Origin of the sequence: Sphingomonas sp. NIC1, assembly GCF_001638925.1 — a bacterium.
Classification (GTDB): domain Bacteria; phylum Pseudomonadota; class Alphaproteobacteria; order Sphingomonadales; family Sphingomonadaceae; genus Sphingomonas; species Sphingomonas aquatilis.
The window spans coordinates 293,840-310,301 of record NZ_CP015521.1; the positions used below are offsets into that span (position 1 = coordinate 293,840).

The 16,462-nt window shown below is 67.5% G+C and carries 17 protein-coding genes; 8 read left to right on the forward strand and 9 right to left on the reverse strand.

Translation table 11 applies throughout. From position 1 onward, the window contains the following. Positions 1-26 precede the first annotated feature (26 nt). From A7E77_RS01525 to A7E77_RS01535, 3 genes are all read left to right on the forward strand, one after another. Complete coding sequence (locus tag A7E77_RS01525) at positions 27-1,724, forward strand: M1 family metallopeptidase (RefSeq protein ID WP_063685412.1); 1,698 nt, start codon at positions 27-29, stop codon at positions 1,722-1,724. A 168-nt stretch (positions 1,725-1,892) separates the two neighbouring features. Further along, the gene (locus A7E77_RS01530) at positions 1,893-3,590 is read left to right on the forward strand and encodes a M1 family metallopeptidase (protein ID WP_063685414.1); all 1,698 of its coding nucleotides are present in this window, start codon (positions 1,893-1,895) and stop codon (positions 3,588-3,590) included. Further along, a complete protein-coding gene (locus A7E77_RS01535; RefSeq protein ID WP_063685416.1) occupies positions 3,563-3,835 on the forward strand; it encodes a hypothetical protein in 273 nt (90 codons plus the stop codon). Before A7E77_RS01530 ends, A7E77_RS01535 begins: the two co-directional genes overlap by 28 nt. On the opposite strand, the gene A7E77_RS01540 is transcribed toward A7E77_RS01535, so the two are convergent. Next, on the reverse strand, positions 3,822-4,271 hold the full coding sequence (locus A7E77_RS01540; protein WP_063685418.1) for a hypothetical protein: 450 nt from the start codon (positions 4,269-4,271) through the stop codon (positions 3,822-3,824). The genes A7E77_RS01535 and A7E77_RS01540 overlap by 14 nt on opposite strands. A 111-nt stretch (positions 4,272-4,382) precedes the next feature. Continuing rightward, positions 4,383-4,871 (reverse strand): SH3 domain-containing protein, encoded by a 489-nt coding sequence (locus A7E77_RS01545; protein WP_063685420.1) that lies wholly within the window; start codon positions 4,869-4,871, stop codon positions 4,383-4,385. Between the two features lie 103 nt (positions 4,872-4,974). Here A7E77_RS01545 and A7E77_RS01550 point away from each other — a divergent pair, with 103 nt between their 5' ends. Both A7E77_RS01550 and A7E77_RS01555 read left to right on the forward strand, forming a co-directional pair. Then, positions 4,975-5,985, forward strand: a complete 1,011-nt coding sequence (locus tag A7E77_RS01550; RefSeq protein WP_063685422.1) for a 2-hydroxyacid dehydrogenase — start codon at positions 4,975-4,977, stop codon at positions 5,983-5,985. Positions 5,986-6,091: 106 nt separating this feature from the next. Next, the gene (locus A7E77_RS01555; protein WP_017979258.1) at positions 6,092-6,289 is read left to right on the forward strand and encodes a hypothetical protein; all 198 of its coding nucleotides are present in this window, start codon (positions 6,092-6,094) and stop codon (positions 6,287-6,289) included. Between the two features lie 23 nt (positions 6,290-6,312). On the opposite strand, the gene A7E77_RS01560 is transcribed toward A7E77_RS01555, so the two are convergent. Genes A7E77_RS01560 through A7E77_RS01570 form a run of 3 tightly spaced genes read right to left on the reverse strand, consistent with a single transcriptional unit; the run spans position 6,313 to position 8,476 of the window. Further along, positions 6,313-6,762, reverse strand: coding sequence for a nucleotidyltransferase domain-containing protein (locus A7E77_RS01560; RefSeq protein ID WP_063685424.1), 450 nt, complete (start codon positions 6,760-6,762; stop codon positions 6,313-6,315). Positions 6,763-6,770: 8 nt separating this feature from the next. Further along, positions 6,771-7,070, reverse strand: a complete 300-nt coding sequence (locus A7E77_RS01565; protein ID WP_063685427.1) for a putative quinol monooxygenase — start codon at positions 7,068-7,070, stop codon at positions 6,771-6,773. 2 nt (positions 7,071-7,072) lie between these two features. Continuing rightward, the gene (locus A7E77_RS01570; RefSeq protein ID WP_063685429.1) at positions 7,073-8,476 is read right to left on the reverse strand and encodes an NAD(P)H-dependent flavin oxidoreductase; all 1,404 of its coding nucleotides are present in this window, start codon (positions 8,474-8,476) and stop codon (positions 7,073-7,075) included. Positions 8,477-8,728: 252 nt separating this feature from the next. On the opposite strand from A7E77_RS01570, the gene A7E77_RS01575 reads away from it, so the two are divergent. Further along, positions 8,729-9,133 (forward strand): hypothetical protein, encoded by a 405-nt coding sequence (locus tag A7E77_RS01575; protein WP_063685430.1) that lies wholly within the window; start codon positions 8,729-8,731, stop codon positions 9,131-9,133. A 213-nt stretch (positions 9,134-9,346) separates the two neighbouring features. Here the strand turns inward: A7E77_RS01575 and A7E77_RS01580 are convergent, their stop codons facing one another. The 3 genes from A7E77_RS01580 to A7E77_RS01590 all read right to left on the reverse strand — a co-directional run bounded on the left by A7E77_RS01580 (position 9,347) and on the right by A7E77_RS01590 (position 12,649). Beyond that, the gene (locus A7E77_RS01580; protein WP_063685432.1) at positions 9,347-10,480 is read right to left on the reverse strand and encodes a glycosyltransferase; all 1,134 of its coding nucleotides are present in this window, start codon (positions 10,478-10,480) and stop codon (positions 9,347-9,349) included. 61 nt (positions 10,481-10,541) lie between these two features. Next, a complete protein-coding gene (locus tag A7E77_RS01585) occupies positions 10,542-11,795 on the reverse strand; it encodes a DUF418 domain-containing protein (RefSeq protein ID WP_226341801.1) in 1,254 nt (417 codons plus the stop codon). Beyond that, on the reverse strand, positions 11,792-12,649 hold the full coding sequence (locus A7E77_RS01590) for an alpha/beta fold hydrolase (protein WP_063685436.1): 858 nt from the start codon (positions 12,647-12,649) through the stop codon (positions 11,792-11,794). Before A7E77_RS01590 ends, A7E77_RS01585 begins: the two co-directional genes overlap by 4 nt. A 51-nt stretch (positions 12,650-12,700) precedes the next feature. Here A7E77_RS01590 and A7E77_RS01595 point away from each other — a divergent pair, with 51 nt between their 5' ends. Together A7E77_RS01595 and astD are read left to right on the forward strand one after the other, a co-directional pair. Next, entirely contained in the window at positions 12,701-14,059 is a 1,359-nt protein-coding gene (locus A7E77_RS01595; protein ID WP_063685438.1) for a protein adenylyltransferase SelO family protein, read from the forward strand. Between the two features lie 66 nt (positions 14,060-14,125). After that, positions 14,126-15,538, forward strand: coding sequence for a succinylglutamate-semialdehyde dehydrogenase (astD, locus tag A7E77_RS01600; RefSeq protein WP_063685440.1), 1,413 nt, complete (start codon positions 14,126-14,128; stop codon positions 15,536-15,538). Positions 15,539-15,663: 125 nt separating this feature from the next. Here the strand turns inward: astD and A7E77_RS01605 are convergent, their stop codons facing one another. Continuing rightward, on the reverse strand, positions 15,664-16,377 hold the full coding sequence (locus A7E77_RS01605; RefSeq protein WP_063685442.1) for an EAL domain-containing protein: 714 nt from the start codon (positions 16,375-16,377) through the stop codon (positions 15,664-15,666). Positions 16,378-16,462 lie beyond the last annotated feature (85 nt).

A 16,462-nucleotide genomic window follows, 5' to 3' on the forward strand; every position in this document is an offset into this window, starting at 1 on the left:
GCTCGCCTGTCCTCAGGGAGAAACCGATGTCGCCACGCCTGCCCTTCGCTGCCCTGCTGCTCCTGTCGACGGGGGGCCACGCTGCGGAAAAGGGCATGCCGCCGATCACCGCGCAAACCGCTCTGTCCGGTGGCCCGCTCGATCCCGCGCAGAAGAAGGTGACGCTCGACACCGCCGATCTCGCGATCGAGGTCGATCCGGTGCGAGAGGTGATCAACGGCACCGCGACGCTCAGCTTCACCGCGCGCGACCGGATCAACAAGCTGGTCGTCGATCTCGACAAGAATTTCACCGTCACGGCCGTGACGGTCGATGGCGTCGACGCGGGGTTCAGCAACCCCGAAGGTCGGATGACGATCACGCTCGCCAAAAAGGCGGCGAAGGACGCCAAGCTTACCGTCAAGATCGTCTACGGCGGCCGCCCGCACACCGCGGTACGCGCGCCCTGGGATGGCGGCTTCGTCTGGGCAAAGACGCCCGACGGACAGCCCTGGATCGCGACCGCGGTGCAGATGGAGGGCTGCGACCTTATCTGGCCGTGCATCGATTACCCGACCTATGAGCCGCAGAAGGTGACGCTGCACATCACCGTGCCCAAGGGGCTGTCGGCGCCGTCGAACGGCAAGCTGCTCGGCGTCGACCGCCTCGACGACGGCCGCTCGACGTGGAACTGGGAGGCCAAGCACCCGAACCTCTACGGCATCGCGCTGAACGTCGGGCCGTACGAACAGATCGCCGGCACCTACAAGAGCCGCTTCGGCAACGAGATCCCGATGTTTTATTGGTATCTGCCCGGCGAAAAGGAAAAAGCGGAGAAACTCTTCGCCGAATTCGCCCCCACGATCGACTTCTACGAATCGACCGTCGGCCCCTACCCCTGGGCGGACGAGAAGGTCGGCGTGGTCGAGACGCCGCACAAGGGCATGGAGCACCAGACGATCAACGCTTATGGCAATAATTACGCCAAGGCACCCGAAGGGTTCGACTGGCTGTTCCAGCATGAATTCGGTCACGAATGGTTCGCCAATCAACTCACCGCGAGCAACTGGGACGACTTCTGGCTGCACGAAGGCTTCACCGCCTATATGCAGCCGCTCTACGGACGCTGGCGCGAGGGCGATGGGCGCTACACCGCGATGATGCTGGCGAGCCGTCCGGCGATACTCAACGAATCGCCCCTCGTCACCGGCAAGCCGCAGGCCGCCGAAGAGGTGTATGAAAAGGCGCCCGGCCGCGGCAGCGACATTTACAACAAGGGATCGTGGGTCCTCCACACGCTGCGCAACGCCGTCGGCGACGCAGCCTTCGGCGAAATCCTGCGGCGCGAGGTCTATGGCCGCCCTGATCCGGCGCCCGGCAATTTTACGCCGCAGTTCCGGACGACGCCCGAATTCATTGCCATCGTCAATCAGGTGACCGGGCAGGACTGGCAGTGGTTTTTCGACACTTACCTCTATCAGGCCGCCTTGCCGAAGCTGGTGGTCAACCGCAACGCGACGCAGCTGACGCTGAAATGGGTCGCCCCGACCGGCAAGCCCTTCCCGCTCCCCGTCGAGGTCGCGGTGGACGATGTCGTGCGCAAAGTGCCGATGACCGGCGGCCTTGCGACGATCACCGTACCGGCGGGCGCGCATATCGTCGTAGACCCGATGTCCCGCGTGTTGAAGCAGGACGACGCGGTGGATGCCTATCAGGCGTGGAAGAAAGACCAGGCGAAGAAGTAACGTACGCAAATCCTCCCCTGCTTTTGCAGGGGAGGGGGACCGCGGCCGAAAGGCCGTGGTGGAGGGGCAGCCACACGCGATGCCGCCTGCGGCGGCCCCTCCACCCCCCGGCAGCGCCGGGCGGTCCCCCTCCCCGCAGAGCGGAGAGGAATTAGACAGGTATCCCCCATGCTCCTCACGCTCGCCCTGCTCGCCGCCGCCGCCACACCGCTCCCCAAGAAGGGCGAGCCCGCGATCACGCCGCTAACCCAGACGTCCGGCGGCGTCCGCCCGGCCGAACAGCTCGCGCTCCGCTTCGACCATGCCGACCTGACGTTCGAAGTGCTGCCCGACACCGAAACGCTCAACGGCACCGCGACGCTGCGCTTCACCGCCACCGCGCCCGTCGCCACGCTGCTGATCGATCTCGACCGCAACCTGCCCGTCACCGCGATCGCCATCGACGGCACGCCCCTCACGCTGGCGAGCTGGTCAAACCCCGAAGGGCGCCTCGCCATCCGCTTGCCGCGCGCGTTGAAAGCGGGTGACAGCGTCACCGCGCGCATCGTCTACGGCGGCCAGCCGCACGTCGCGGTGCGCGCGCCGTGGGACGACGGGATGGTCTGGTCGAAGACGCCCGACGGTCGCACCTGGTTCGCGACCACATCCGAAGGCTATGGCTGCGACCTGTTCTGGCCGTGCCTCGACTTTCCGACCGGCGAACCCGCGCTGGTCGATATCCACATCATCGTACCCAAGGGGCTGAAGGCGCCCTCCAACGGTCGCCTGATCGGCGTCGACACCTTGCCCGACGGGCGCACCCGTTGGAACTGGCGAACGCGCAACCCCAACACCTACGCCATCGCGCTCAACGTCGGGCCGTATGAAGAGATCAGCGGCACCTACAAAAGCCGTTTCGGCAACACGATCCCCATGTCCTACTGGTATCTGCCCGGCGAGAAGGCGCAGGCCGAGCGCCTGTTCGCCGAGTTCGCGCCGACGCTCGATTTCTTCGAAACCATGGTCGGCCCCTATCCCTTCGGCGACGAAAAGGTCGGCGTCGTCGAAACCCCGCACAAGGGGATGGAGCACCAGACCATCAACGCCTACGGCAATGATTACGCCAAGACGCTGGAGGGCTTCGACTGGCTGTTCCAGCACGAATTCTCGCACGAATGGTTCGCCAACCAGCTTACCGCCGCCAATTGGGACGATTACTGGCTGCACGAAGGCTATGGCACCTACATGCAGCCTGCCTACGGCCAGTGGCGCGAAGGCCGCGCGCGCTATGACGCGATGATGCAGGCCGAACGCGACAAGATCGTGAACGCCCAGCCGATCGTGAAGGGCAAGGTCCTGACCGAAGAAGAGGTATACGAATCCGACAAGGGCGGTGCGGGCCAGGACATCTATTACAAGGGATCGTGGATGCTCCACACCCTGCGTGGGCTAATCGGCGACGATGCTTTCTGGACGGTCACGCGACTGGCGGTGTACGGGCGCGCGGATCCGCGCCCCGGCAATTTCCGCCCCCGTTTCGGTTCGACCGCGGAATATGAGGCGCTCGTCCGGCAGGTGACGGGCAAGGACTATCGCTGGTTCTTCGACGTCTATCTGCGCCAGGCAGCCCTACCCGACCTCGTCGAGACGCGCGCCGGCGACCGCGTGACCTTCGCGTGGACCGTGCCCGGCGGCGGCGCCTTCCCCATGCCGATCGACGTACAAATCGGCACCACCACCACGCGCCTGCCGATGACCGACGGCCGCGGCACGCTTACTATTCCCGTCGGCACGCACTACATCGTTGATCCCGACGCCAAAGTCCTGCGGCGCAGCGTCGCGGTAGAGGAGATGAGGGCATGGCGACCGACGCACGGCGCGCGCTGATGGGCAGCCCCTGGCCCGCCCGCGCGGCTGAGATGGCGGCGATCTTCATGGTCGGCGACGGCCTGATCGGACTTGCCCAACCCGACCGCCATGTCGATTTATGGAAGGATGCGGCGCTGGGCGCAGAGCGCGTGGTCCGACCGTTCGTCGGCCATCCGGCCCGTCGCCGGGTCTACGCTGTCGCGCAGATCGCCGCCGGACTGTGGCTCGCCAGTCGCCAGCGCCCCAAGCCTATACGCGACTGAGCGGCGGTGCGGGCAGCGGCATCGGCGCCGCGTCGCCATAGAGGTGCGATACGTCAGCCTTCCAACCCTTCAGGCGAGTGACGGCCTTGCCCTCGCAGACCGGCATCGTGACCAGCCGCACCCAACGGCGCCCGCCATCGACCGGTCGAATCGCGATATCGAGCGTGAAGCCGCGCCGATGGCGGATCGCGTGGGCGCGCAGCCGCTCCATCGCCGCCCGCGACGATTCCTCGTACAGCGTCACCACGTCTTCGCGCTGCGGACAATGGCTCGTGGGATAGCCGAACAGGCGGCGCACGTCCGTGCCCCAGTCGAGCCGCTGCCCGGCCAATTCGCAGCTCCACGCGTTCGCGGACGTGTCGAGTGGAGCACGAACCGGGTCGGATGGCGCGCTGCCCAGTTCGATTATACGCCCCAGATCGAAGCGATCGGCCATCCAAAGGGGCCAGCTGTGGTGAAGCGGTAAAGGCTCGGTCGGGATCACGCGCGGCGGCTCCTATACCTCTGCGCGCTAACCCAGATTGCACTAACGGCGGGTTACCACCTTTTACGGAAGCCGTTCCGTGGGTTCGACGCCCCACAGGTGCGACACCTCGATGTAGCCCGCCTGCCCTTTCACGTCGAAACGGCACCAGCCATTGCCGCATTCGCTGAGCCGCCCGACAACGCCCGGGGCCGCGCGCCACGACAGGCCGGCGCCAGCGGACGGCTGCGCCCGCATATCAGCGGGTTGCTGGCCACGCACGATGCCGGTGCGGCGTTCGCTGAGCAGCGCCGCCAGCATCCAGCCCTGCGTGCCGTCCGGGTCTTCCACCTTGCGCCACTGTTTGAAGACGGCGACCACACGCACGGGCAGATCGGCGCGCTGATACAGCCAACTCGCCGGATAGGTCTTGTCCGGCCCGGTCCGCATCCGCGCGCGGCCTGCGTTGATCGAGGCGTAATATGGCAATGTCTTCTTGGCGTCGGCCGCCAGCGCGCCGCCTTCGATAGCGACCGCCGCCAGCACCGCTGCCGCCCAGATCCGATGGCGCATCGTCACTGTCCCTTTTTCTCGTATATCCTCTCTCTAGCGCCACCGCGCGCGGTGGCAACGATGCGTTGACGTTCGCCCGCACCTTCGCCAAGCCGGACGCGCGATGCCAGATACCAGCCCCCGTCCGCCGGCGCCGCGCGCGCCCCGCGTGATCGTCACGCGCGAGTTGACCGACTCGATCATGACGCGGCTGGAGGATTTGTTCGACACGGCGAACAACCGCGGCGATACGCCGATGACGCGCGATCAACTCGCCGCGGCGATGGCCGACTGCGACGTGCTGGTCCCCACCGTCACCGACGAGATCGACGCGGCGTTGATCGAAGGCGCGGGCGAGCGGCTGCGCTTGATCGCCAATTACGGCGCCGGCGTGAACCATATCGCGCTGAAAGCGGCGCGCGCACGCGGCATCATCGTCACCAATACACCGGGCGTCCTGACCGAAGACACCGCCGACATGGCGATGGCCTTGATCGTGTCCGTCCCCCGCCGGCTGGCAGAGGGCGAGAAGCTCGTCCGGTCGGGCGAATGGCATGGCTGGAGCCCCGGCGGCATGCTGGGCCGGCGCATCGGCGGCAAGGCGCTGGGCATCGTGGGCATGGGCCGCATCGGCCAGGCGGTCGCACGCCGTGCCCGCGCGTTCGGCCTGTCGATCCACTATCACAACCGCCGCCGCTTGCCCGCTGTGGTCGAAGCGGACCTGGGCGCGACCTTCCACGCCGATCTCGACGACCTGCTCGGGCTCGCTGACATCGTGACGATCCACACGCCGCTCAACGCCGACAGCCGCGACCTGATCGACGCGCGGCGTATCGGACTGATGCGGCCGCACGTCTATCTGATCAACACCTCGCGCGGCGGCATCGTCGACGAAGTCGCGCTGGTCGATGCGCTGGAGGCGGGTCGACTCGCCGGAGCCGGCCTCGACGTCTGGGAGCATGAACCGCGGATCGATCCGCGCCTGCTTGCGCTCCCCAATGTGGTAATGACGCCGCACATGGGCTCGGCGACACTCGAAGGGCGGCAGGCGTCGGGCGAGCGGGTCATTCAGAACATCCGCATGTGGGCGGACGGCCATCGCCCCCCCGATCAGGTACTCGACGGCTGGGTCTGACGCCTCCGGCGCGAATGTAACAAATCGTGATATTTCATGGGGTCGCGCAACCTTTGCTGCGCGGCAACATTGAACGCGGCACCCCATTTGACAGGATGCCTAACCCATGACGCTCAAGCCGATCGCCGCCACGCTCCTTCTCCTCGGCACCGCTGCCGGCCTGTCGGCCTGCTCGACGCTCAAGGGTGCGGGCATCGGTGCCGCGGGTGGTGCAGGCGTCGCTGCGGCAACGGGCGGCAGCGTCGAAAAGGGGGCCGCGGTCGGTGGCACGGCCGGCGCAGTGGTCGGCACCGTCGCCAACTAACCTTATGGAGCGGGGGTCGAGCCTCAACCCGGCTCCCGCTCCTCCAACGCCGCAGCCCGCCGCAGGTCCTTAGGCCGCCCCATGCGGCGCAGCAGTGCCATCAGCTCCGATCGTGACGGCACGAAGAGCGTCGCATCGCGCACAACGATCGCCTCCCGCGTCTCAGGCTGCACCGGCCACCATCCCTGCGGACCGGCGATGGCAAAGCCTGCCATGATCTCCACCGGCACGTCCGCGCCCTGCCACATGGCAAAGATATCCGATCGGAAGAGCGGGTCCGGTGGCATCGCCAGCGGCGCTACCCCGGCCGCCGCCAGCACTGCGGTAGCATCCGCGCGATCGATCAGGACATCGATGTCGTGAACGTCGCCGGCCTCCGCTCCATGCAACACGACCGCCCCGCTGCCGATGATCCACCAGGGATGACGCGCCGACCGCATCAGTTGCGCTACATCAGCCAGCGCCGCGGCCATCCTTGGCGTCACGTGGGCGTGCCGTCGTCCGTCTCGAACAGCGTCAACGCACGCTCGCCGATGCCGAATTCCGGCCAGCACGCACGCCACGCGGCCAGGTGCGACGTCACGAAATGTCGCTCCAGCGCAGCACGATCCCGCCAGCGCTCCGCGACATGGATCAGCCCCGGCTCGAGCACGTCCTCGGCGTAGCTATAGCCGAGGCATCCATCCTCGGCCCGGCTCGCCTCCACCATCGCGCGCATCGCCGGGCGCGCCGCCGCCAGCCGGTCGGCGGGCAGGCGGATCGTCCCGGCGATCAGCAACACGATCAGTCGCCGGTCAGGATGCGGTCGACCAGCTGCTTTACCGACGGCACGAAGCCGTTCGAGTAGAAGGGATCACGCTTGAAGTTATAGGCGGCGTGACCGGCGAACATCAGGTTCTGGTCGACGTCGCCACCGTGCGCGATGTCCTGCAGCGTCTTCTGGATGCAGAAGCTGCGCGGGTCGGCAAGGCGACCGGTCGAATTCGTCTCGGTATCCGCCCAGCTCGAGAAGGCGCATTGCGACAGGCAGCCCATGCAGTCCGCCTGATCCTTGCGGATGATGCCCTTTTCGGTCGGCGTCACAAAGACGAGCGTATTGTCCGGCGTCTTCAGCGCATCGGTATAGCCCTCGCCGAACCACTGACGCGCACGCAGCAGGTCGTTGCGCGTTACCCAGAAATTCTTGCCCTTCACGCCCACGTCGAGCTGGAAGACGTGGTCGCCCGCCTCCTGGGTCGAGAAGGCGATCTGGCGCTCGGACCGCGCCTCCAGGTTGCGCAGGAACGGGTTGCGTACCGCCGACGAATAGAAGCCCGTCGGCGAGAAGCGATGCAGCAGGACGTCGCCTTCCTCGATATGCGTCAGGCGGGCCTTCCACTCTTCGGGAATCGGGCTTTCCTGCGTCAGCAGCGGGCGCGTGCCATATTGGAAGGCGATGGTGCCGAGTTCGGGATTGTCGATCCAGTCGTTCCAGTCGCGCAAGTACCAGACGCCGCCGGCCATCACGATCGGCGTGCTGTCGGGGATGCCGCCTTCGCGCATCACGCTGCGGAGCTCGGCGACGCGCGGATACGGGTCCTGCGGCTTCAGCGGGTCTTCGGCGTTGGACAGGCCGTTATGGCCACCGGCCAGCCACGGGTCCTCGTACACCACCGCCGCCAGCCAGTTCGCCGCCTTCGAATAGGCACGCTTCCACAGCGCGCGAAAGGCACGGCCCGACGAGACGATCGGCAGGTACGACACTTCGTACGACGCCGCGATCTCGCTGAGCTTATAGGGCATGCCCGCGCCGCAGGTGACGCCCGCCACCATGCCGCGGGTCCGCTCCAGCACGCCGTGCAACACACGCTGCGCGCCGCCCATTTCCCACAAGACGTTGATATTGATCGCGCCCTTGCCGCCCGCGATCTCGAACGCGCGCTTCACCTGTTGGACGGCGCCTTCGATGGCATATTCGATCAGCTCTTCATGCCGGGCACGCCGCGTCAGCGCACGATAGACCTGCGGGATGATCTTGCCTTCGGGATCGTAGCTGTCGGCGTTGACCGCCGAGACGGTGCCGATCCCGCCCGCCGCGGCCCAGGCACCCGCGGAGGCATGGTTGGTCGCGGCGACACCCTTGCCGCCCTCGACCAGCGGCCAGACCTCACGGCCATTGTACACGATCGGCTTCAGGCCCTTGAACACGGAAAATCCAACCTCGCTGGGAACAAATCCCGCCGGCTATACAAGATGAACGCGGCGAAGCGAAGAAAATGCAACGTGTACTAACCGCATGCACCACCGGACCTGCGGCAGGCTTAGGCGGCGGTTAACCCGATTGCGGCAGAGAGGCGCGACACGACACGTCTTCTTATGCCGAGGGATCATCGACCCATGGGGGTTCTCGACACTCTGATCGCGCCCAAGCGCACACCCCGTTCCCGCAAGCCTGCCCCCATGCCGCTGCCCAGTGGCCCGCTCGACGCCTTGCTGTCGGGCCAGTTCGCCGCTTTGGGCTATGCGGCCGGCGCGGTGCCGCATGGCGGCGCCACCGGATCGGCCTGGTCACGCGGCTATGTGCTGGGTGCCGCCTGCGCCTCGCTCCAGCACCGCCCGGCCGCCTCGGTCACCGATCGCGAATGCTTCGCCACCGCGCTGTCCGCCTTCGCCAGCGCCTATGGCAAGGATCAGGCGCGCGACATTCTCGCCAGCACGGTCGAGGCGGCCGAAGCCCAGGAACCGGAGGTCGAGGACGGCCTGCTTCAAGGCGCGAGCGATCTCGCCCTGCTCGCCCATGGCGAGGCCGATCCGGCAACGCTCGCCTTCGTGACACGCAACGCGGTGGACCTGACGGAAATTTGATAGGCCAAGCCGGATCACTCTTCGGCGTAGCGGATCATTCCTCCCCCGCCAGGGGGAGGTGGCATGCCGTAAGGCATGACGGAGGGGGAGGTCAGGGTAGCTGCCTATAACCCTGGACGTTCCTTTCCGCCCCCTCCGTCACCGCCTTCGGCGGCGCCACCTCCCCTTGGCGGGGGAGGAATTGGAACGCCACTTCGAATTTTTTGGCTCGAACTACCCCAGCGCGCCGGGCCGTCCCAATGCGTCCGCGTACAGCATCCGGTAGCGCGCGATCATCGTATCCGCATCGTAATCGGTGCGCGCCTTCGCCTGATTGGCCGCGCCGACCCGCCGGCGCAATGCAGCATCCGACACGAGGGCCTGCAGCGCGTCGCGCAGCAGCACCTCGTCGCCACCGGTGACGAAGGGCGCATTCTCCGCCGAGACCATGCGCGGCACATCGCCCACCGGCGTGCTGACGATCGGCAGCCCCGCCGCCATCCCCTCGACGACGCTGATCGGCAGTTGCTCGCTTTTCGACGACAGCGCCATGATGTCGAACTGCCCGACGAAGCGATACGGCCGGTCGAGGAAGCCGGGCAGCACCAGCCGCTCGGCGATCCCCATCGCCTTGGCCGCGGCGAGGATCGCGTCTCGTTCGGGCCCTTCGCCGACGATCACCAGCTTGAACCGACCGCTCAGGCCGCCGCACGCGCGTACCAGAAGCGGCAGGTTCTTCACCTCGCGCAGCCCCGCCAGACTGCCGATCACCACGTCACGGGGATCGCGCAGAAAGCCAGGAATCGCGCGCAGCTCCGGCTTTTGCGTGTAGCGCGCCGTATCGATGCCGTTCGCGATGCGGTGCACGCGGCCGGCCGGCTGCTTCCACGTGGTGCGCGCAATGCCTTCCAGCACCTCTGACGGGACGACCAAGGCATGCGCCGCCCCCAAGGCCATGCGGCGATAGACGTTGCGTTCGATCTTCAGCCCGCCTGCCTCGTCGGCGTTGAACCCGTCTTCATGGTGGACCAGCGGCGGCGTGCCCTTGGGGAAGACGCGGCGCGCCATCACCCCGTCGATCGCGCCCCAATTATAGGTCAGCACCAGATCGAAGCGCCGCATGTAGCGCGCCAGCGCCTCATAGCGCGCAACCGATGGCCGCCCGGTCAGCGGCGGCGGGTCCTGCGCGATTTCGTAGCGGATGCCCTTCGCGATCTGGGCGCGCGCGCCAAGCTGATCGGGCATGCCGCTGACGATCGTGTGCCGCGCCGCGTCCCCGAAGGCGTTCATCAGGCGCACCGCGCGCGCTTCCTTGCCGCCCAGGCTGAAGCTGGAATGCAGGTGGAGGATATGGACCGGCTGGTGCATCGCGCCGGGCTGTACCCCGTTCGCAGCGCCGACGAAACCGCCTTGCCCCAGCGAATCGCGATCAGCGCAGCGGCAGCATCCGCCGTTCCACGATCGACCGCCACGCCCATTCCACCGGCGCGATGCGGAAGTGGCGGACATAGACGTTCGCACCCCACAGCAGCAGCGCGTTCACGGCCAGCGCCACCGCCATCATCGCCGTCCAGTCGAGCCGACCGTACAGCCCCAGCCCGATGGGCGAGAAGATCAACCACGACACGATCAGCGTCTGTGCGACATAGAGCGTCAGCGCGGTCCGGCCGGCCGCGACGAACGGTTGCAACAGCCGCCGCCCCCGCGTGCCCTGCACCGCCAGCATCACCGCCGCGAGATGCCCCATCGTGATCGCCAGCCGGGCGAAATCCTCCCACAGCCAGGCCACGTCGAACCCGCCCTCCAGCCGGGTCGCTTCCCACCCGCCGTACAGGCGCAGCGGCACACCGATGCCGTATCCCACCGCAAGCAGCCACCCATACCGCCGCCGCGACCAGGCCCCCTGCAACACGCCCCAGCGGAACAGCGCCGCGCCGATCAGCATCGTCGCCGCGGCTTCCCAGACGATCACCACTTCCTCGTTGCGCAGCCGATCCATCGACACCGCGCGCTGCCCGGCGGTCCATTGCGCCATCGTGCCGTGGCCGAACGCGTCTTCGCGCGCGACCGCCGCGTCGTCCGCCGCTGCGGTGCGGATCGCACTCGCAAACGCGGCGGTGGGATCGGCGAGCCGGTGCGAGACGGTGCTCAGCCCCAGCGCCATCGTGAACGTGGCATAGGACAGGCCCAGCACCAGCAGCGCCCGCGGCGGCAGCCCGCGGAACAGGCACGCGACCATCGCCGCCACCGCGTAACTGTGCAGGATGTCGCCCGGCCACAGCAGCAACAGCATGTGCGCCATACCGAACGCCCACAGCACCAGATTGCGCCAGCCGTAGCGCAGCGGCACGCTGAGCGGATCGCTCGACCGCGCATCGATGCGATCGGTCAGGATCAGCATGCCCGCGCCGAACAGCATCTGCAGCATCGCGCGCGGCGTGCCCTCGATCAGGATCGTGCGCAGCCACCAGACGATCTGGTCGCTCGCGCTCCAGCCGAGATGGTGCAGGTCCGACCAATTGGCGGTCATCGACGCGCCCATCTCGCTGATGTTCATGAACAGGATGGCGAGGATCGCGATGCCGCGAAGGATATCCAGCGTCGCGATCCGCGGCGCCCCGTCTGGTTCATTGGCCGGTTCCTTGGCCGGCGGAACCGCCGCCGGCATTCCCGCTTCGCTCACGCGCGCGCCTGATCCAGCAGCCGGTCGATGGCATCGCGCAGCGGCTCTTCGGCAAGCGTCGGGGCGTGGCCGACACCGGGCAGCGTCACCAGCTCCGCTTGGTCAAGCGCCGCCAGGCTCCGCTCGGCAACCGGCTGCGCCAGCACGTCGGACCGGCCGCCGCGAACGATCAGCGTCGGCGTGTCCCGTAGCGCCGACAGCGCCGCCCACATATCCGCCCCCGCCTCGTTACCCGGCGTACGGAAAGGTTCGGCGATCTTCAGATCGTAATCCAGCACGATGCGGCCGCTGCTGGTCAGGCGGTACAGCCGCTTGGCCATCGCCAGCCAATCCTCGATCTCCCAATCGGGATAGACGTCGCCATTGCCCTCGGCGAGCGTGCGCGCCGCGTGCATCCACGTCGGGCAACTGCTGCCCTTGCCCACATAGCCACGGATCCGGCTCAACCCCGCCGCCTCGATCTCCGGCCCGACGTCGTTGAGCAGCGCCGCGGCGATCGGCGCACCCGCCTGCGCGAGCAGCATCGTCACGATCCCGCCCAGCGACGTACCGATGGCGACGAACCGCCCGATCCCGCGCTCGGCCAGCAGCGCCTGGACGTCCGCGACATAGGTCGCCGGCACATAGGTCATCGGATCCTTGGCGTATTCGCTGCGCCCGCGTCCCCGAAACTCCACCGCGATCACCTGCCGCCGTCCGGCAAGCCTTGCGGCGAGCGCGTCGTAATCGCGCGCGTTGCGGGTCAGGCCGGGGAAGCACAGCACGGGCAACAGGCTCTCATCGCCCGGATACAGGCGATAGTGCAGCTTCAGCCCGTCGGCCGACATCCAGTAACCGTCTTCGTACGCAGCCATGCGGGTATCCTCGGGGTTGCGGCCGGGGGGCAGCGCCCTCCATATCCACACATGCCCACCACCCCGCAAGCATACCGCCCCGCCACCGCCTTGCTCGATCTCGGCGACACGATAGCGACCCCGGTGGAGGCCGCCGATTTCCCGCAGACGCGGCTCCGCTTCCGCAACGATCGCGCCGCTGCGGAGGTCGGGCTGGCGACGCTAAACGATAGCGAATGGATTCAGGCCTTTGGCCGCTTCCAGCCGCTGCCCGGCACGCTGCCGCAACCGCTCGCGCTGCGCTATCACGGCCATCAGTTCCGCCAGTATAACCCCGACATCGGCGACGGCCGCGGTTTCACCTTTGCGCAGCTGTACGACGATGCCGGCCGGCTGATGGACCTCGGCACCAAGGGATCGGGCCAGACACCCTATAGCCGCTTCGGCGACGGCCGGCTGACGCTGAAGGGCGGCGTGCGCGAGATTCTGGCGACCGAAATGCTGGAGGCGCTCAACGTCCCCACCAGCCGCACGCTGTCGCTGATCGAGACGGGCGAAGAGCTGGTCCGCGGCGATGAACCCTCCCCCACGCGCTCGGCGGTGCTGGTGCGCCTCAGCCACAGCCATATCCGCATCGGCACCTTCCAGCGCCTCGCCTACGAACGCGACGAAGCGGGCATGCGCGCGCTCGTCCGCTACGTCCTCCACAATCTTTACGGAGAAGAGTGCGACGATCCGATCCGCCTGCTGACGTATGTCGTCGAGCGCACCGCGCGTCTCGCCGCACGCTATATGGCGGCAGGCTTCGTCCATGGCGTGCTCAACAGCGACAATATCAATGTGACGGGCGAAAGCTTCGATTATGGCCCGTGGCGGTTCGCCCCGACGTGGGACCCGGCCTTCACGGCGGCCTATTTCGATCACGCCGGCCTCTACGCCTTCGGCCGCCAGCCCGAGGCGATCCATTGGGACGTGATGCAACTCGCGGCCTCGCTGCGCCTGATCGCCGAGAGTGACCCGCTGATCGCCGCGCTCGAGACGTTCCCGGCGCACTATCAGCGCGAGATCGCCGACGCGCTGCTTTGGCGGATCGGCGTCACCCCGCGCGGCGACGACGAGGACCGCGCGCTCGTTCGCACCCTCGAACGCACGATGCGCGCCAGCGAGGTGGCCATCGATCGCCTGTTCTTCGACGTGTTCGGCGGCGCTCTGCCGGACAGCTACGGCAGCGCGTGGGATGATCTGCGCGCCGCCCTCGCCCCCTACGCTCCGCGCAAGTCGCGTGACCACGCCTATTGGCAGGGTGGCCCGTGCAGCATGCTGATCGACGAGGTCGAGGCAATCTGGTCCCCCATCGCGGAAGCCGACGACTGGTCCCGCGTCCACGCCAAGGTCACCGCGATCCGCGCGATGGGCGACGCGCTCGCCTGAGCGCCACCTTGCCGCCCCGCCGCCATTCGCCTAACCCCGCCCGCAGGAGGGCCGAAGCGCACACGCATGGTTGACGAGATCATCTCCCACGAACCCGCGACCGGGGCAGAGCTCTGGCGCGGCCCGATCGGCAATGCCGATGCCGAGGTGGAGGCCGCGCGCGGCGGCTGGGCCGCCTGGGCCGCGCTGCCGCTGACCGTGCGGATCGAAACGATGCGCCGCTTCGGCAACGTCGTGCGCCAGCGTCACGAACAGTTCGCCGACCTGCTCGCCCGCGAAACCGGCAAGCCGCTGTGGGAAGCGCGGACCGAGATCGACACGGTCATCGCCAAGGTCGACATCTCCGTCACCGCTTACGCCGAACGCACCGCGCAGCGCCGGCTCGACGCGCCGATGGGCAGCCGCATGGCGCTGCGCCACAAGCCGCACGGCGTGCTGGCGGTGCTCGGACCCTATAACTTCCCGGCGCACCTGCCCAACGGTCACATCGTCCCCGCGCTGCTCGCCGGCAATGCGGTGGTGTTCAAGCCCTCCGAAAAGACGCCTGCGACCGGCGCCTTCCTGATCGACTGCTACCGCGCCGCCGGCGTGCCCGAGGCATGCGTCCGGCTGCTGCTCGGCGGCCCGGCGGAGGGCAAGGCGCTCGCCGAACATCCCGATATCGACGGCCTTTTGTTCACCGGATCGGCGCGCACCGGCCTCGCGCTCAACCGCGCCTTCGCGAGCAAGCCCGAAAAGATCCTGGCGCTGGAGATGGGCGGCAACAACCCGATCATTGTCTGGGACACGCCCGACCTGCATTCGGCCGCCGTGCTGGTGATCCAGTCCGCCTTCACCTCCGCCGGCCAGCGCTGCACCGCCGCGCGTCGCCTGATCGTCGAAGACCGGCTGTACGATCCGCTGCTCGAGCAGGTGAACGCGCTTGCCGGGCGGCTGATCGTCGGCGCGCCGCATGACGATCCGCAGCCGTTCATGGGGCCGGTGATCGACAACCATACCGCCGACATGCTGACCGAAAGCTTCCTCGCGCTGTCCATGCGCGGCGGCCGGCCGATCCGGCACATGGAACGGCCGATCGATGACAAGCCGTTTCTCAGCCCCGCGATCATCGACATGACCCACGCGACCGAACGGCCCGATATCGAGCTGTTCGGCCCGATCCTGCAGGTCTACCGCGCCGGCGATTTCGATGAGGCGATCGGCATCGCGAACGACACGCGCTATGGCCTGTCGGCGAGCCTCGTCAGCCACACGCCGTCGCTCTATGACCGGTTCTGGGCAGGCATTCGCGCTGGCATCGTCAACTGGAACCGCCCGACCAACGGCGCGTCGTCAGCGGCCCCGTTCGGTGGCATTGGCTGGAGCGGCAACCATCGCCCCAGCGCCTATTACGCCGCCGATTATTGCGCCTATCCCGTTGTCAGCAACGAAGCGGAAAGCGCGCGCGCGAATATCGGAATCGGATTGCGGGACGCGTAAATCGCGCCCTCACCACCCTTCCGTTCGCCCTGAGCCTGTCGACGGGCGGGTCTCCGCAGGCAGCTGCGCCTCTTGTGGTCACCCGTGCTTCGACACGCTCGGCACGAACGGACGAGGTTAGCGTCTCACGCCACCGCCGCCGCGCGCGCGTCCGGCAGTACGGCCACCGGCAGCGTCCGAAACCCCGGCCGCGCCAACAGATAGCCCTGGATGTAACGCACGCCGAGGCTGCGCAGCGTCTCATATTCGGCGACCGTCTCGATCCCCTCGGCGATCAGCGTGATGTCGAGCGACGCAGCGATCCGCACCACCCCCTCGACGATCATCCGCCGCGGCAGGCTGGCGTCGATGTCGCGGATCAGCTCCATGTCGAGCTTGATATAGTCGGTCTGGAATTTGGCGAGCAGCCCCAGCCCGGCATGCCCCGCGCCGAAATCGTCGATCGCCGTGCCGAACCCCATCGCGCGGTACGATTCGACGATCGTCTGGACATGCGCGGTGTCCGCCATCTCCTCATTCTCGGTAAATTCGAAGATCAGCCGATCGGTCGGCAGCCCCGTCGCCCGCGCGGTTTTCAGCGTCAACTGGATGCAGGCGAGCGGCGAATAGACCGCATTGGGCAGGAAATTGATCGACAGTTTGGCACCCGTGTCGAGGATGCCAGCGGCCACCGCCCCCTCGATCGCCGCAACCCGACATTGCTGGTCGAAGGCGTAGCGATTGTCGGGTGTCACGCGCGCCAGCACCTCGGCCGCCCCCTCGCCGCTCCCCCCGCGCACGAGCGCCTCATAGGCGAAGGGCAGGCCGGTGACCGTATCGACGATGGGCTGGAACGCCATCGCTATGTCGAAGACATGGGCTGCAGAGCGGCAGCCCTGACACCCGACGGGAGCGATGCTTGTCATACATAAGGGCTAGGCGACA

Excerpts from the sequence above, each read along its gene's own strand:
- A7E77_RS01525 (WP_063685412.1), top strand. The coding sequence starts at position 27 with ATGTCGCCACGCCTGCCCTTCGCTGCCCTGCTGCTCCTGTCGACGGGG.
- A7E77_RS01530 (WP_063685414.1), top strand. The coding sequence starts at position 1,893 with ATGCTCCTCACGCTCGCCCTGCTCGCCGCCGCCGCCACACCGCTCCCC.
- A7E77_RS01535 (WP_063685416.1), top strand. The coding sequence starts at position 3,563 with ATGGCGACCGACGCACGGCGCGCGCTGATGGGCAGCCCCTGGCCCGCC.
- A7E77_RS01540 (WP_063685418.1), bottom strand. The coding sequence starts at position 4,271 with ATGGCCGATCGCTTCGATCTGGGGCGTATAATCGAACTGGGCAGCGCG.
- A7E77_RS01545 (WP_063685420.1), bottom strand. The coding sequence starts at position 4,871 with ATGCGCCATCGGATCTGGGCGGCAGCGGTGCTGGCGGCGGTCGCTATC.
- A7E77_RS01550 (WP_063685422.1), top strand. The coding sequence starts at position 4,975 with ATGCCAGATACCAGCCCCCGTCCGCCGGCGCCGCGCGCGCCCCGCGTG.
- A7E77_RS01555 (WP_017979258.1), top strand. The coding sequence starts at position 6,092 with ATGACGCTCAAGCCGATCGCCGCCACGCTCCTTCTCCTCGGCACCGCT.
- A7E77_RS01560 (WP_063685424.1), bottom strand. The coding sequence starts at position 6,762 with ATGGCCGCGGCGCTGGCTGATGTAGCGCAACTGATGCGGTCGGCGCGT.
- A7E77_RS01575 (WP_063685430.1), top strand. The coding sequence starts at position 8,729 with ATGCCGCTGCCCAGTGGCCCGCTCGACGCCTTGCTGTCGGGCCAGTTC.
- A7E77_RS01580 (WP_063685432.1), bottom strand. The coding sequence starts at position 10,480 with ATGCACCAGCCGGTCCATATCCTCCACCTGCATTCCAGCTTCAGCCTG.
- A7E77_RS01590 (WP_063685436.1), bottom strand. The coding sequence starts at position 12,649 with ATGGCTGCGTACGAAGACGGTTACTGGATGTCGGCCGACGGGCTGAAG.
- A7E77_RS01595 (WP_063685438.1), top strand. The coding sequence starts at position 12,701 with ATGCCCACCACCCCGCAAGCATACCGCCCCGCCACCGCCTTGCTCGAT.
- astD (WP_063685440.1), top strand. The coding sequence starts at position 14,126 with ATGGTTGACGAGATCATCTCCCACGAACCCGCGACCGGGGCAGAGCTC.
- A7E77_RS01605 (WP_063685442.1), bottom strand. The coding sequence starts at position 16,377 with ATGGCGTTCCAGCCCATCGTCGATACGGTCACCGGCCTGCCCTTCGCC.